The sequence below is a fragment of the Pseudomonas sp. PP3 genome (assembly GCF_905336995.1).
Classification (GTDB): domain Bacteria; phylum Pseudomonadota; class Gammaproteobacteria; order Pseudomonadales; family Pseudomonadaceae; genus Aquipseudomonas; species Aquipseudomonas reinekei.
The window spans coordinates 4,107,012-4,122,623 of sequence record NZ_HG995459.1; the positions used below are offsets into that span (position 1 = coordinate 4,107,012).

At 59.3% G+C, this 15,612-nt stretch carries 11 protein-coding genes; 5 read left to right on the forward strand and 6 right to left on the reverse strand.

Features of this window, described 5'->3' with window-relative positions; translation table 11 throughout:
- Positions 1–9: 9 nt before the first annotated feature.
- Positions 10–1,473: a glyceraldehyde-3-phosphate dehydrogenase gene (locus tag KHO07_RS18775; protein ID WP_150733294.1), complete on the reverse strand. Its 1,464-nt coding sequence runs from the start codon at positions 1,471–1,473 to the stop codon at positions 10–12.
- A 363-nt stretch (positions 1,474–1,836) separates the two neighbouring features.
- Between KHO07_RS18775 and mfd the strand changes: the two genes are divergently transcribed.
- The 3 genes from mfd to KHO07_RS18790 are packed head-to-tail and all read left to right on the forward strand — an operon-like array spanning position 1,837 to position 8,568.
- Positions 1,837–5,286 carry a transcription-repair coupling factor gene (mfd, locus tag KHO07_RS18780; RefSeq protein ID WP_212625184.1) on the forward strand — a complete coding sequence of 1,150 codons (3,450 nt, stop codon included), beginning with the start codon at positions 1,837–1,839 and terminating at the stop codon, positions 5,284–5,286.
- A 10-nt stretch (positions 5,287–5,296) separates the two neighbouring features.
- A complete protein-coding gene (locus tag KHO07_RS18785) occupies positions 5,297–5,863 on the forward strand; it encodes a CsiV family protein (protein ID WP_056857024.1) in 567 nt (188 codons plus the stop codon).
- Positions 5,864–5,874: 11 nt separating this feature from the next.
- Positions 5,875–8,568: a DEAD/DEAH box helicase gene (locus KHO07_RS18790; protein WP_212625185.1), complete on the forward strand. Its 2,694-nt coding sequence runs from the start codon at positions 5,875–5,877 to the stop codon at positions 8,566–8,568.
- 127 nt (positions 8,569–8,695) lie between these two features.
- Here KHO07_RS18790 and nagZ read toward each other — a convergent pair whose 3' ends face one another.
- On the reverse strand, positions 8,696–9,706 hold the full coding sequence (nagZ, locus tag KHO07_RS18795; RefSeq protein ID WP_212625186.1) for a beta-N-acetylhexosaminidase: 1,011 nt from the start codon (positions 9,704–9,706) through the stop codon (positions 8,696–8,698).
- Between the two features lie 158 nt (positions 9,707–9,864).
- A complete protein-coding gene (locus KHO07_RS18800; RefSeq protein WP_150733290.1) occupies positions 9,865–10,572 on the reverse strand; it encodes a TetR/AcrR family transcriptional regulator in 708 nt (235 codons plus the stop codon).
- A gap of 229 nt (positions 10,573–10,801) precedes the next feature.
- On the opposite strand from KHO07_RS18800, the gene lexA reads away from it, so the two are divergent.
- Together lexA and sulA are read left to right on the forward strand one after the other, a co-directional pair.
- Positions 10,802–11,410 carry a transcriptional repressor LexA gene (lexA, locus tag KHO07_RS18805; RefSeq protein ID WP_150733289.1) on the forward strand — a complete coding sequence of 203 codons (609 nt, stop codon included), beginning with the start codon at positions 10,802–10,804 and terminating at the stop codon, positions 11,408–11,410.
- 10 nt (positions 11,411–11,420) lie between these two features.
- On the forward strand, positions 11,421–11,897 hold the full coding sequence (gene sulA / locus KHO07_RS18810; protein WP_075945996.1) for an SOS-induced cell division inhibitor SulA: 477 nt from the start codon (positions 11,421–11,423) through the stop codon (positions 11,895–11,897).
- Positions 11,898–11,989: 92 nt separating this feature from the next.
- Here the strand turns inward: sulA and KHO07_RS18815 are convergent, their stop codons facing one another.
- The 3 genes from KHO07_RS18815 to topA form a co-directional block, all read right to left on the reverse strand.
- Positions 11,990–12,223, reverse strand: a complete 234-nt coding sequence (locus KHO07_RS18815) for a hypothetical protein (protein ID WP_077047151.1) — start codon at positions 12,221–12,223, stop codon at positions 11,990–11,992.
- A gap of 94 nt (positions 12,224–12,317) precedes the next feature.
- A complete protein-coding gene (locus KHO07_RS18820) occupies positions 12,318–12,842 on the reverse strand; it encodes a DUF6586 family protein (RefSeq protein WP_150733288.1) in 525 nt (174 codons plus the stop codon).
- A 142-nt stretch (positions 12,843–12,984) separates the two neighbouring features.
- The gene (topA, locus tag KHO07_RS18825) at positions 12,985–15,612 is read right to left on the reverse strand and encodes a type I DNA topoisomerase (protein WP_150733287.1); all 2,628 of its coding nucleotides are present in this window, start codon (positions 15,610–15,612) and stop codon (positions 12,985–12,987) included.

Below are 15,612 nucleotides of genomic sequence, written 5' to 3' on the forward strand. Positions count from 1 at the left end.
GGCTAAGGCTTAGCGCGGGAATGCTGGCGGGTTTACACCGGCCATGTCTTCCATCACGCGAACCACCTGGCAGCTGTAACCGAATTCGTTGTCGTACCAAACGTACAGAACAACGCGGTTGTCTTGGGTGATGGTTGCTTCAGCGTCCACAACGCCTGCGTGGCGCGAGCCAACGAAGTCGGTGGAAACCACTTCCTGGGAGCTGACGTAGTCGATCTGCTTGTGCAGATCCGAGTGCATGGCCATCTGGCGCAGGTACTCGTTGATCTCTTCGCGAGTCGTGGCTTTTTCCAGGTTCAGGTTCAGGATAGCCATCGACACGTTCGGCGTAGGAACGCGAATCGCGTTACCGGTCAGCTTGCCCTTCAACACTGGCAGTGCCTTGGCGGCTGCGGTGGCAGCACCGGTCTCGGTGATGACCATGTTCAGCGGCGCGGCGCGGCCACGACGGCTGCCTTTGTGGAAGTTGTCGATCAGGTTCTGGTCGTTGGTGAACGAGTGAACGGTTTCGACGTGGCCGTTGACGATGCCGTACTTGTCATTCACAGCTTTCAGCACCGGCACGATGGCGTTGGTGGTGCAGGAAGCGGCCGAGATGATCTTGTCGTCAGGGGTGATTTCGCCGTGGTTGATGCCGTGTACGATGTTCTTCAGCGCGCCTTTGCCAGGTGCGGTGAGGATTACGCGGGCAGCGCCAGGGCAGGCAAGGTGTTGGCCCAGACCATCGGCGTCACGCCATACACCGGTGTTGTCGACGATCAGAGCGTTTTCGATGCCGTACTGGGTGTAGTCGACTTCGGCCGGGCTCTTGGCGTAGATAACCTGGATCAGGTTGCCGTTGGCGGTGATGGTGTTGTTGGCTTCGTCGATGGTGATGGTGCCGTCGAACGGACCATGTACCGAATCACGGCGCAGCAGGCTGGCACGTTTGACCAGATCGTTCTCGGCACCCTTGCGGACCACGATGGCGCGCAGACGCAGGCCGTCGCCACCACCGGTTTTCTCGATCAGGATGCGCGCCAGCAGGCGGCCGATACGACCGAAGCCGTACAGGACAACGTCGGTGCCTTTACGGGCGCAAGCGTTCTGCTGACCAACCACGTCAGCCAGTTCTTCACGGACGAACTGCTCGGCAGTACGGCCATTGCCTTCGGCCTTGAATTTGGCCGCCAGCTTGCCCAGGTCGACCGAAGCGGCGCCGAGCTTGAGCTCGCTCATTGCCTTGAGCAGCGGGAATGTTTCGTGGACGGACAGCTCGCTGTCGTCGGACTGACGGTGACGAGCAAAGCGGTGAGCTTTGAGAATCGCAATGACTGAACGATTGATCAGGCTGCGGCCATAGATCGAGCTCACCACGTTGTTATTGCGGTAGAGCTGACCGATAAGCGGAATCATCGCTTCTGCGAGTGCTTCACGGTCGATCCATTCACCAAGACACTGGTCGGGCTTCTGAGTCACGGGAACCTTCCACATGTAGGGGCAGAAAAAAGGGGCTACATTATGCCGCCGAGTGACGCGTGTAGCAATGCGCGCCTGTCGTGCGATCAGTAACATTTTCCTGTTCAAAAAATTTGCACGGCGCTAAAACCCAGTAAAACCGGGGCTTTCAGAAGAGTCAATTTTTTGGAGGGATCGCTACGTTGTCCGTAACCCTCCGTAACACCCTTTCGTTTTACCACTACATAATTGGCTTTTTCCGGGAAAAAACCGAGGTTTTTTGTCTTTACCACTACATTTCGCCAAACCTGCGTAATAGACACAGTCAGCAACTGACAGGCGGCACTCCGGACCGCTACAATTACCGACTTTGTCGCAACGCTTGGAGCTCAACCTTCCGTGCCCGTTCTGCGTCTACCGCTTCTCCCTGCTGCGGCAGGTAAACAGCACTGGGGCAACCTGCCCGGTGCCGCCCTGAGCCTGGCCATCGCCGAGGCCGCCAGCGCTGCCAAGCGCTTTACCCTGCTGCTTACAGCCGACAGCCAAAGTGCCGAACGACTGGAACAGGAGCTGGGTTTCTTCGCCCCGGATTTGCCTGTGCTGCATTTCCCTGACTGGGAAACCCTGCCCTACGACCTGTTCTCGCCGCACCAGGACATCATTTCCCAGCGCATCTCGGCTCTTTATAGATTGCCGGAGCTGAGTCATGGCGTATTAGTGGTGCCGATCACCACCGCCCTGCACCGATTGGCGCCGACCAAGTTTTTGCTCGGCAGCAGCCTGGTGCTGGACGTCGGCCAAAAGCTCGACGTCGAACAAATGCGCACCCGCCTCGAAGCCACCGGTTATCGATACGTCGATACCGTTTATGAGCATGGCGAATTCACCGTGCGCGGCTCGCTGATCGATCTATTTCCGATGGGCAGCAAACTGCCTTACCGGATCGACCTGTTCGACGACGAAATCGAAACCCTGCGCACCTTCGATCCGGAGAACCAGCGTTCCATCGACAAAGTCGAATCGGTCAAGCTGCTGCCGGCCAAGGAATTCCCGCTGCAAAAAGAAGCGGTCACCCGTTTCAAGGCACGCTTTCGCGAGCGCTTCGATGTCGATTTCCGTCGCTGCCCGATCTTTCAGGACTTGAGCAGCGGAATTACCCCCGCCGGTATCGAGTACTACCTGCCACTGTTTTTCGAAGAAACTTCGACTCTGTTCGATTACTTGCCCCAGGACACACAAGTGTTTTCCCTGCCAGGCATCGAACAAGCGGCAGAAAACTTCTGGAATGACGTGCGCAATCGCTATGAAGAGCGCCGCGTCGATCCGTCCCGTCCTTTATTACCGCCCGCCGAACTGTTCCTGCCGGTGGAAGACTGCTTCGCGCGCCTGAAAAACTGGCCGCGGGTGGTGGCCAGTCAACAGGATGTAGAAAGCGGCGTTGGCCGCGAGCGCTTCCCCGCTCGCGAGTTGCCGAACCTGGCGATCGAAGCCAAGGCCACCCAGCCATTGGCGGCACTGGCCGGATTCCTCGACGAGTTCCCCGGTCGCGTGTTGTTCACCGCCGAATCTGCGGGCCGTCGCGAAGTGCTGCTGGAACTGCTGGAACGCTTGAAGCTGCGTCCGAAGACCGTCGACAGCTGGCCGGACTTTGTCGCTGGCAAAGAACGCCTGGCGATCACCATCGCGCCGCTGGATGAAGGCTTGTTGCTGGACGACCCCGCCTTGGCGCTGGTGGCCGAAAGCCCGCTGTTCGGTCAGCGTGTGATGCAACGCCGTCGCCGCGAAAAACGCGCCGACGCCAACAACGACGCCGTCATCAAGAACCTCACCGAGTTGCGCGAAGGCGCGCCGGTGGTGCATATCGACCACGGCGTCGGTCGCTACCTCGGTCTCGCGACCCTGGAAATCGACAGCCAGGCCGCCGAGTTCCTCGCCCTGGAATACGCCGAGGGCGCCAAGCTTTACGTGCCGGTGGCCAACCTGCACTTGATCGCCCGTTACACCGGCAGCGACGACGCACTGGCCCCGCTACATCGCCTCGGCTCCGAAACCTGGCAGAAAGCCAAGCGCAAAGCGGCCGAGCAGGTGAGGGACGTCGCGGCCGAGCTGCTCGACATCTATGCCCGCCGCGCCGCCCGTGAAGGCTATGCCTTTGCCGACCCGAAAGCCGACTACGCGACCTTCAGCGCCGGTTTCCCGTTCGAAGAAACCCCCGACCAGCAAACCACCATCGAAGCCGTGCGCGAAGACATGCTCGCGCCCAAACCGATGGATCGACTGGTGTGCGGGGACGTCGGCTTCGGCAAGACCGAAGTGGCGATGCGCGCCGCGTTTATCGCCGTGCATGGCGGTCGCCAGGTGGCGATTCTGGTGCCGACCACCCTGCTCGCCCAACAACACTACAACAGCTTCCGCGACCGCTTTGCCGACTGGCCGGTGACCGTGGAAGTGATGAGCCGCTTCAAGTCGACCAAAGAAGTCAACGCAGCCGTGGCGGATTTGGCCGAAGGCAAGATCGACATCGTCATCGGCACGCACAAGCTGTTGCAGGACGACGTGAAGATCAAAAACCTCGGCCTTGTGATCATCGACGAAGAACACCGTTTCGGCGTGCGTCAGAAAGAACAGCTCAAGGCCCTGCGCAGTGAAGTCGATATCCTGACCCTGACCGCCACGCCGATTCCGCGCACGCTGAACATGGCGGTGTCGGGCATGCGCGACCTGTCGATCATCGCCACGCCACCGGCCCGACGCCTGTCGGTTCGCACGTTTGTCATGGAGCAGAACAAGAGCACGGTCAAAGAAGCCCTGCTGCGTGAACTGCTGCGTGGCGGCCAGGTTTATTACCTGCACAATGACGTGAAGACCATCGAGAAATGCGCCGCCGACCTCGCCGAGCTGGTACCGGAAGCACGGATCGGCATCGGTCACGGGCAGATGCGCGAACGCGAACTCGAACAGGTGATGAGCGACTTCTACCACAAGCGCTTCAACGTACTGATCGCCTCGACCATCATCGAGACCGGCATCGACGTGCCGAGCGCCAACACCATCATCATCGAGCGTGCCGACAAGTTCGGCCTGGCGCAACTGCACCAGTTGCGCGGCCGGGTCGGACGCAGTCACCACCAGGCGTACGCCTACCTGCTGACGCCGCCGCGCCAGCAGATCACCGCGGACGCGGAAAAGCGACTGGAAGCGATTGCCAACACCCAGGACCTCGGCGCGGGCTTCGTGCTCGCCACCAATGACCTGGAGATCCGTGGCGCCGGCGAATTGCTCGGTGACGGCCAGAGCGGGCAAATCCAGGCGGTCGGCTTCACGCTGTACATGGAAATGCTCGAGCGCGCGGTGAAGTCGATCCGCAAGGGCGAGCAGCCGAACCTCGATCAACCGCTGGGCGGTGGTCCGGAAGTCAACTTGCGCGTACCGGCGTTGATTCCCGAAGACTATCTGCCCGACGTTCACGCCCGCCTGATTCTCTACAAGCGCATTGCCTCGGCCACCGATGAGGAAGGCCTCAAGGATTTGCAGGTGGAGATGATCGACCGCTTCGGCTTGCTGCCGGAACCGACCAAGAACCTGATGCGCATCACCGCCCTGAAATTGCAGGCCGAATTGCTGGGCATCAAGAAAGTCGATGGCGGCCCGCAAGGTGGGCGCATCGAGTTCGCGGCGCAAACTCCGGTGGACCCGTTGACCCTGATCAAACTGATCCAGAGCCAGCCAAAACGCTACAAATTCGAAGGGGCCACGATGTTTAAGTTCCAGGTCCCGATGGAGCGCCCGGAAGAGCGCTTTAATACTGTAGAGGCGCTGTTCGAGCGCCTCATTCCGAAAACTGCTTGAAGGACGCCGCATGCGCCTGTTTCGCTCACTGACCTTGCTGATGACTTTGGTCGCACCTACGGCGTTTGCCGATGACCTGTATCAGGTCGAAATGATTCTGGTCCGTCAAAACGCCGTGCCGGCGATTGTCAGCCGTGCCGCACCGGAAGACTGGGATGCTGGCGCCAAGCGCATCGATCCCGACAGCTTTCGCACGCCGAGCCTCAACCCTGAAGTGGAAAAGCTCACCGCCAGCAACGACTACAGCGTCCTGATGCACAAGGCATGGCAGCAGACACTTGGCGAAACACCGGTCAAAGTGGCGATCAGTGATGGCAAGGAGCAATTCGGCCAGTTCCCGATCGAAGGCACCCTCGACCTTAAACTCGGGCGCTTCACCGATGTTGACGCCGATTTCTGGGTCAACCAGTTCAACGCAGACGGCCTGGTGACCGCCAGCGAACGCCTGAAACAGGAAAGCCATACCAAAAACGGCCAACTGAACTTCCTCGACGCCGGCCACCTCGGCTTGCTGATCAAGATCACTTCATTGACGGCGCCCGCTCCACGGGAAGCCCCTGAAGTCGTCCCTGACTGATTGAAGTCCCCATGTCCGCGACCCTGAGCAAACCCCTGGCACCTTCCTGGGTCAGCCGATTCAAGGAACAGAGCCTGGAGCGTGGCCGGCGCTACGCACTGGAAAACCGCGTCAGGATCGTCGAGGCCGGCGACGCCACCATCATCGCGGCCTGCGAAGGCTCTGGCGGTAATGTTTACCGTCAGACCATTCGCTTGCGTGAGTCCGCCAAAGGCACCCTGCTGATGGTTGATGCCATCTGCTCCTGCCCGGTTCACAGCAACTGCAAACATTGCGCAGCGGTACTGCTGCAAGTGCAGGAAACCCTCGACTACCCCGCCGCAGCCAAAGACGCCGAGCTGCTGGAAAAACTCCAGGCCGTGCTGGAGAACCGCAATCCCAAGTCACTGCCGCAAGTCATGGTGGACAACGTGCAACCCGTGCCGCGCCTATGGCTGGCGAGCATCGAATTCAGCGCGTTCGAGCCGCGCAATGGACGAATGCAGCGCTATATCCAGCATCGCGCGGCGCTGTCTTTCAGCTATCTGGACGAATACGTTTCCGGGCAGAAAAACACTGACATCCTGATCCGCCAGGAAACACAGACCTTACGGATAAAACGTCACCCGGAAGTGGAACAGTCCTACCGCGAACAGTTACGGATCCTCGGTTTCAAAATCGCCACCCGCCAGAGCAAGGCCCTGCCGGAAAGCGCCGGGGAATTGTTCGAGATGGTCAATGACAGCGCCTGGCTGACCTTCACCCTCAATGAATTGCCCAAGCTCCGGACCCAAGGCTGGGAGCTGCAGATCAATGAGGACTTCGGCTTCGACCTGACGGCGGTGGACGATTGGTACGCCACGGTAGAGCAAGCGCCGGAGCGCGACTGGTTCGATCTGGAACTGGGGATCATCGTCAACGGCGAGCGACTGAGCCTGCTACCGATCCTGTTGAACCTGATGCGCTCGCACACCGAACTCCTCAACCCGGAACGACTGGCCCGACGTCGCGACGACGAGCTGATCTTGGTGAACATCCCAAACCGACCGAACTCCGAATACGGCCCACTGCAAGTCGCCCTGCCCTTCGGCCGCCTGAAACCGGTGCTGGCCACGCTCGGCGAGTTCTATCTGCAGGAACCAGGCGAAACCACCTTACGCCTGAGTAAGGCTGATGCCACGCGCCTGAATCCACTGGAAGACCTGCCCCTGCTCTGGGAGGGCGGCGAGCAAATCCGTACCTTTGCCCAGCGCCTGCGGGACATCAAGGATTACACCGCGACTGCACCGCAAGGCCTGAACGCAACGCTGCGCCCCTATCAGCTCGAAGGCTTGAGCTGGATGCAATCGCTGCGGCAACTGGAGGTTGGCGGGATTCTCGCGGACGACATGGGCCTGGGTAAAACCCTACAAACCTTGGCGCATATACTCACCGAGAAAATCGCCGGCCGCCTTGACCGCCCTTGTATGGTGGTGATGCCGACCAGCCTGATCCCCAACTGGCTCGACGAAGCGGCGCACTTCACGCCGCAGCTCAAAGTATTGGCGCTGTACGGCGCCAGTCGTAAAAAACATTTCGAGCACCTGGCGGATTACGACCTGATCCTGACCACCTACGCACTGCTGCCCAAGGATGTCGAACGCCTGGCCTCCCAACCACTGCATGTATTGGTGCTGGATGAAGCGCAATACATCAAGAACCCGAACAGCAAGGCCGCACAGGCCGCCCGGGAACTGAACGCCCGCCAGCGTTTGTGCTTGAGCGGCACGCCTCTGGAAAACCACTTGGGAGAGCTGTGGTCGCTGTTTCACTTCCTGCTGCCGGGCTGGCTCGGCGATGTGAAAAGCTTCAATCGTGATTACCGCGTTCCGATTGAAAAGCGCACCAGCGAAGTAAGGCTTCAGCACCTCAACGGTCGGATCAAACCTTTCCTGCTACGCCGAACCAAGGAACAGGTGGCCACCGAACTGCCGCCGAAAACCGAAATCATCCACTGGGTCGAGCTCAACGAAGCCCAGCGCGACATGTACGAAACCATGCGCCTGGCCATGGACAAGAAAGTCCGCGACGAGATTACCCGCAAAGGCGTGGCCCGCAGCCAGATCATCATTCTCGAGGCGCTGTTGAAGCTGCGCCAGGTGTGCTGCGATTTGCGCCTGGTCAATGACGCAACCCTACCGGCGCGCGGCAGCACGTCAGGCAAGCTCGACAGCCTGATGGAGATGCTTGAAGAGTTGTTTGAGGAAGGCCGAAGGATTTTGCTGTTCTCGCAGTTCACTTCCATGTTGTCGCTGATCGAAGACGAACTGAAAAAACGCGGGGTGGCTTACGCATTGTTGACCGGCCAGACGCGCGACCGACGAACGCCCGTGAAAGACTTTCAGAGCGGCAAGCGTCAGATTTTTCTGATTAGTTTGAAGGCAGGTGGTGTTGGCCTGAACCTGACGGAAGCAGACACCGTGATTCACTACGACCCGTGGTGGAACCCGGCAACGGAAAATCAGGCGACGGACCGTGCCTATCGTATTGGCCAGGAAAAGCCGGTGTTCGTCTACAAGCTGATTGCACGCGGCACGGTGGAAGAGAAAATCCAGCACCTGCAGAAGGAAAAATCCGATCTGGCAGCGGGCGTACTGGATGGCCGTCAGGCCGGGGACTGGAAACTGCAGAACGATGATATCGAGGCGTTGTTTGCGCCGTTGCCGGACAAACTTGAAAAGCGCTGAGATCCTTTGCGTCCGAACCGACCTTATCGCGGCTGGCTCGACCCTACGGTGGTTTTGTGTCGGCCTGGTTCTTGAGGCTAAACACAGGCCAATATGTAGGAGCGAGGCTGCTCGCGATGGGGTCTACTCAATCAATCAGCTGAGCCTCTTTCAGCGCACCGACCGCAGCCAACCAACGTGGATCCTGACGGTATTCAGTGCTGGCAAACGACTGACCACGCATCCGCGCGATACGCGCTGAAGGCTTGACCTTCAGTCGCTGCGCGGCACTCAGGGCCAGCTCGGCGGCAGCACGATCATTGCACACCAGGCCCATGTCGCAACCCGCCGTCAGCGCCGCTTCGATACGACTGGCGGCATCGCCAACGACATGAGCGCCAGCCATGGAAAGGTCATCGCTGAAAATCACACCGTCGAACTGCAACTCACCACGCAGAATGTCCTGCAACCAGCGGCGAGAGAAGCCGGCAGGCTGGGAATCGACTTGCGGGTAAATCACGTGGGCCGGCATGACAGCGGCCAGTTGCTTGCTCAATTTGGCGAACGGCACCAGGTCGTTGGCACGGATTTCGTCGAGGCTACGCTCGTCGTTCGGGATCGCCACATGGGAATCCGCCTCAGCCCAACCGTGGCCGGGGAAATGCTTGCCCGTGGCCGCCATGCCAGCGTTGTTCATACCGCGAATGAATGCGCCAGCCAGCAACGCTGCACGCTGCGGGTCGCCTTCGAAGGAGCGAGTACCGACCACCGCGCTGCGCTGGTAATCGAGGTCCAGCACCGGCGCAAAGCTCAGGTCCAGGCCAACCGCCAGCACCTCGGCGGCCATGATCCAGCCGCATTGCTCAGCCAGGTATTCGGCATTCGGGTTATCGGCAATCGCACGCATGGCGGGCAACCGGATAAATCCCTGGCGCAGCCGTTGAACCCGCCCGCCCTCCTGATCCACCGCCAGCAGCAGATCGGGGCGAATGGCACGAATCGATGCGCTCAGTTCCCGCACCTGACGCGGGTGCTCAATGTTGCGGGCAAAAATGATCAGGCCACCCACTTCGGGCTGCCGCAACAGTTGGCGATCTTCAGCCGTCAGCCAGGTACCGGCGACGTCCACCATCAACGAGCCTTGCAGGCCAGCAGTCATAGAGATTCCTTGATAACGATAAATCCGGCTCGTGCCAAATCGCCGCCATGAGCAGTGCCCGGCAGTTCGGCGACATTACTGGGGAGCAGGTTCAGAACGAGAGTCGACATGGGCGGCTAGCTTAGCGGATGTAAGCTGCCGCGCCCACCCGTGAGCGGTTAAACCTTGGCGGCTACCTGTGTCGATTTACTGCGTGGACGCAATTGTGCGGTGGCCATGGCGGCATCAGTGACACCGGATTCGGCCCGCATGCCAGCGGCCAGGAACGGCACCATCAGACGCATGACCTGCTCGATGGAGGTATTCACGCCGAAATCGGTCTCGGCAATGGCGCGCAAGGCCTTGATCCCGGACATGCTGAACGCTGCGGCCCCGAGCATGAAGTGCACACGCCAGAACAACTCGATCGGCGGAATGCGCGGCGCAGCTTCATTGACCAGCATCATGTAACGGCGGAACACCTTGCCGTACATGTCTTCCAGATAACGACGCAAATGCCCCTGGCTCTGACTGAAAGCCAGACCGAGCAACCGCATGAAGATCGACAGATCGTTACCACTGCGTGGCTGGACCACCAGGGCTTGCTCTACGAGAATTTCCAGCAGCTCTTCAAGCGTCGGTTTGTTTTCAGGCTTGGCCTGACGACGCTCGAGCTCTTTATCGAGACTGATGCAGAACGGCCCGAGGAATCGCGAGAACACCGCCTGGATCAGCGCTTTTTTTGACCCGAAGTGATAGTTCACCGCCGCCAGATTGACACCGGCCTTGCTGGTGATCAGACGCAACGAGGTTTCAGCGAAACCTTTTTCCGCGAACAACTGCTCGGCAGCATCAAGAATGCGTTCAACGGTTTCCGACTGGGCCATGGCTACTCCGCCTGACAAACACTTGTTTGAAACATACGTTTCAGCCTGTGCCTTGTCAAGCCTGGCAGTTCGTTTTGGGAATGGTCGGTCAGACATTTAACCATACAACAGCAAAGCTTCAATCAACTGGCTGATCGACCGTCTGGCGGGCTGCAAAAAAAGGGGCATTGCCAAGAACGTTTCACTGTATATAATCCCAGTCACTGTATAAAAAGACAGAGCGATCAATATGCTAAAGCTGACGCCACGCCAAGCCGAGATTCTGGCCTTCATCAAACGCTGCCTGGAAGACAACGGCTACCCGCCGACCCGTGCGGAAATCGCTCAGGAACTGGGTTTCAAATCGCCCAACGCGGCGGAAGAACACCTCAAGGCGCTGGCTCGCAAAGGCGCCATCGAGATGACCCCCGGTGCTTCCCGCGGAATTCGCATTCCCGGTTTTGAAGCCAAGGCCGACGACTCCACCCTGCCAATCATCGGCCGGGTCGCCGCTGGCGCGCCAATCCTTGCCCAGCAACATGTCGAAGAATCCTGCAACATCAACCCGGCGTTCTTCCACCCTCGCGCCGATTATCTGCTGCGGGTTCATGGCATGAGCATGAAGGACGTTGGTATTTTCGACGGCGACCTGCTGGCAGTCCATACCACTCGCGAAGCCCGCAACGGCCAGATCGTAGTAGCACGGATCGGTGACGAAGTGACCGTCAAACGCTTCAAGCGCGAGGGCAGCAAGGTCTGGCTGATCGCGGAAAACCCTGAGTTTGCCCCTATCGAAGTGAACCTTAAAGATCAGGAACTGGTGATCGAAGGCTTGAGTGTCGGCGTCATTCGCCGCTAAAGGAGGCTCTATGCAGTTCCCACACACATCCCAGCAAGCCCAATTGCCTCTGCTGTTCGAAGCGTTCATGGCGCAACCGCTTGCGCCAATTCTGAAGGAAGTGGTCGAGTCGCCGTGGAGCGCCGAACCTGAAGTCTTCAGTGAATTGTCGCTGCGTGGGGCAGCCGGGAACTGCCTGAACCTTCTGGCGCCAATTCTCAGGGAACTGAGTCAGGATCAGGATGCCCGCTGGCTGACGCTGATCGCCCCACCCGCCAGCCTGACTCAGGCCTGGCTACGGGACGCCGGACTCAATCGTGAGCGCATCCTGCTGCTGCAACCACGCGGCACACAGAGTGCCCAGCAACTGACGTGCGAGGCCCTTCGCCTGGGTCGCAGCCACACGGTTGTCAGCTGGTTGAACCCGCTGAGCACAACCTCGCGCCAACAACTGATCAGCGCCGCCCGAACCGGGGACGCGCAAAGCCTGAATATTCGGTTGGGTTAACTGGCAAGTGGCGCATATGTAAGTCGCGCCGGGCTTCTCCAAGGACAGAGAAGCCGAAATGAATCGATATCAGAAAAAACCGACAGACGGGATCAATGAAGGACCCGCGACCCCTCTTCCTTGTCGAGTTCACCTTCAACCAGGCGTCCAGCCATCTGCACGCCGACACTCAGCATCGCCTTGGCGACTTCTACGTGCTGCCCCTGCAGAAATGCTTTGGCGTCCTCGGAGAAATCCAAAGTAACCAGAGAACCCTCGTCCTCAGCCCTTCGCAGCTCGATACGGCCGTCTGGTAACTCGACAATTTCTAGAAAGGACGTTGGCATAAAGGTCTGTTCTCCACGAAAGGCGGGGATTATATAGGCATCGGCCAGGGTTCGCTCGGGATCTTGACCAGATGCCACCCCAAAACTGTTTCTTTCAGCATTCGTTCAGGCCTTCGCGAAAACGGATCGCCAACCCCTTGAGATTCTGACGCCAGCTCTCCAGCTCATCACGACTCAGCTCTTGAGGTGCCTCCTCTTCGTCGAGGTTCACAGCCAGGATCAAAGGCTGCGTCACGTCGCCTTTAGGCTTGTGCGGCGCACGTGGTGGCTGAAACAGCGCCGCGTGGGCTGCCAATAGCTTGGCCAACCAGGTTTCCGGGTTGTTGGCCAGCTCAACCATCTCGGCCATTTCAGGAATGGCGATACTGTCCAGCACTTCGCGGGTCAGCAAAGACTCGGCCCGGGATGCATTGGCCTGAGGCAAACGGTAGAAACCGGCTATCTCATGGCACAGCCCCAACAGCGCCCCGTACAGGTGAAACAACGCTGATTCGCGTCCCGCCTGAATCAGCGCCAGGGAATTCATCGCCCGCCCCTCTTCTGCCTTGGCGAGAGCTTCCAGCGACAGGCCGGCGAAGTAAATTTTCTGGTTGGTACGGGTATAGAGTTCGTGGGCCATGACGGCAGCCTCCACAACGAAATAATTGCTTGATGCAGGTCGGACAGTGTCGTGGATCACCCGAGCTGACCGCAAGCACAAAACAAAAAGGCCGCATGAAAACCCGAGGGTTGTCATGCGGCCTTTTCAGTACCGCAACGCTTTACGCCTTCGCGGCTGGTCGCTTGTCTTCAACCTTCCACTTACCGCCGTCGTAGAACGCCTTCCAGCCTGTCGGCTTACCGTCGACTTCAGTCTGGACGTACTGTTCCTTGGTCTTGCGGCTGTAGCGAATCACGGCTGGCAGGCCATCCGGATCTTTCTTCGGCGCATCACAAAGGAAATGGTACTTCGGATCGATCTCATCCTTGTGCGGGATAATTTCCAGAACCAATGGAGCACGGGTCTCGCGGTTTTTCGGGAACTGGCTGGCCGCCAGGAACAACCCGGAAGCACCGTCGCGCAGGATGTAGGTGTCGTTGACCTTTTCGCATTTCAGCTCAGGCATCTTCACCGGGTCCATTTTCGGCGGCGCCGCATCACCGCTCTTCAGCAGTTTGCGGGTGTTCTTGCAGGTCGGATTGGTGCAACCGAAGAACTTGCCAAAACGGCCGGTCTTGAGTTGCATCTCGCTGCCGCACTTGTCGCATTCCAGGCTCGGACCTTCGTAGCCCTTGATGCGATAGGTGCCCTCTTCGATTTCGTAGCCATCGCAATCCGGGTTGTTACCGCAGATGTGCAGCTTGCGCTTCTCATCGAGCAAGTAGGCATCCATTGCGGTGCTGCAGATTGGGCAGCGATGCTTGCCACGCAGTACCAACGATTCCGACTCACCCTCATCGTCCGCAGCGATTTCATCGCCCGGGACCAGGTTGACGGTGGCCTTGCAGCGCTCTTTCGGCGGCAGGCTGTAACCCGAACAACCGAGGAACACGCCAGTCGACGCGGTACGGATCTGCATGGGGCGGCCGCAGGTCGTGCACGGAATGTCAGTCATGACCGGCTGGTTGGCGCGCATGCCGTGCTCCGGACTTTCGGCTACTTCGAGTTTTTTCTTGAAGTCGCCGTAGAACTCATCGAGCACGTTTTTCCAGTCGCGTTCGCCCTGGGCCACGTCATCGAGATGCTCTTCCATGCCCGCGGTGAAGCCGTAGTCCATCAGGTTGGAGAAGCTTTCGGCCAGACGCTCGGTAACGATGTCACCCATCTTTTCCGAATAGAAACGACGGTTGTGCAACGCCACGTAGCCGCGGTCCTGGATGGTCGAAATGATCGCAGCGTAGGTCGAAGGACGACCGATGCCGCGTTTTTCCATTTCTTTTACCAGGCTGGCTTCCGAGTAACGCGCCGGCGGCTTGGTGAAGTGCTGGGTCGGATCAAGCTTGATCAGCTTCATCACGTCGCCCTGGGCCATGTCCGGCAGTACGTCGTCATCGCCTGGCTTGGCGATTTGCGGCATGACACGGGTGTAGCCGTCGAACTTGAGGATGCGGCCCTTGGCGCGCAGCTCGAAGTCGCCGGCACCGACAGTCACGGTGGTCGACAGGTACTGCGCTGGCAGCATCTGGCAAGCAAGGAACTGGCGCCAGATCAGCTCGTAGAGGCGCTCAGCGTCACGCTCCATGCCCGACAGCTTGCTTGGCTCGGTGTTGGCATCAGACGGACGAATCGCTTCGTGAGCCTCTTGTGCGCCTTCCTTGCTGCTGTAGACGTTCGGGGTTTCCGGCAGGTACTTCTTGCCGAACTCGCTTTCAATGTAGGTCCGCGCCATCGCCACGGCATCGGTCGACAAGTTGGTGGAGTCGGTACGCATGTAAGTGATGTAGCCGGCTTCGTACAGACGCTGGGCCATCATCATGGTTTTCTTCACACCGAAGCCCAGGCGATTGCTCGCGGCCTGCTGCAAGGTGGACGTGATGAACGGCGCCGACGGCTTGCTGCTGGTCGGCTTGTCTTCGCGCTTGACGATGCTGTAGCTGGAAGCCTTGAGCTTCTCCAGCGCGGCCATGGCCTGGGCTTCGTTGAGCGGCTTGAAGGCTTCGCCTTTCTCGCGAGCGACGTCGAAACGTACGGTGGCGCCTTTGGCTGTGCCGAGGTCGGCGTGAACTTCCCAGTACTCTTCCGGGATGAACGCACGGATCTCGCGCTCACGCTCAACCACCAGCTTCACCGCAACCGATTGCACACGACCGGCGGACAGGCCACGGGCGATCTTGGCCCACAGCAGCGGCGAAACCATATAGCCCACGACGCGGTCGAGGAAGCGACGAGCCTGCTGGGCGTTGACGCGGTCGATATCCAGTTCGCCCGGCTTGGAGAAGGCTTCCTGAATCGCCTTCTTGGTAATTTCGTTGAACACCACGCGCTTGTAGCGGGTGTCGTCACCACCGATGGCTTCGCGCAGGTGCCAGGCAATGGCTTCCCCCTCGCGGTCCAAGTCGGTTGCGAGATAGATGGTGTCAGCATCTTTGGCGAGCCGGCGCAGCTCTTCGATGACCTTCTCCTTGCCCGGAAGGATCTCGTACTTGGCTTTCCAGCCATGATCGGGATCGACCCCCATGCGGGCAACCAGCTGCTTGCGCGCCTTTTCTTTCGGCGACAAGGCCGGCGCTTCGCCCGCAGCAGCCTTGCCGCGCTTGGCGGCTGGCTCTTTGCTGGCGCTAGCCGAACCGCTGGTGGGCAGGTCTCGGATATGGCCGATACTCGACTTCACCACGTATTCGTTGCCCAAATACTTGTTGATGGTCTTGGCCTTAGCCGGGGATTCCACAATGACCAGCGATTTGCCCAT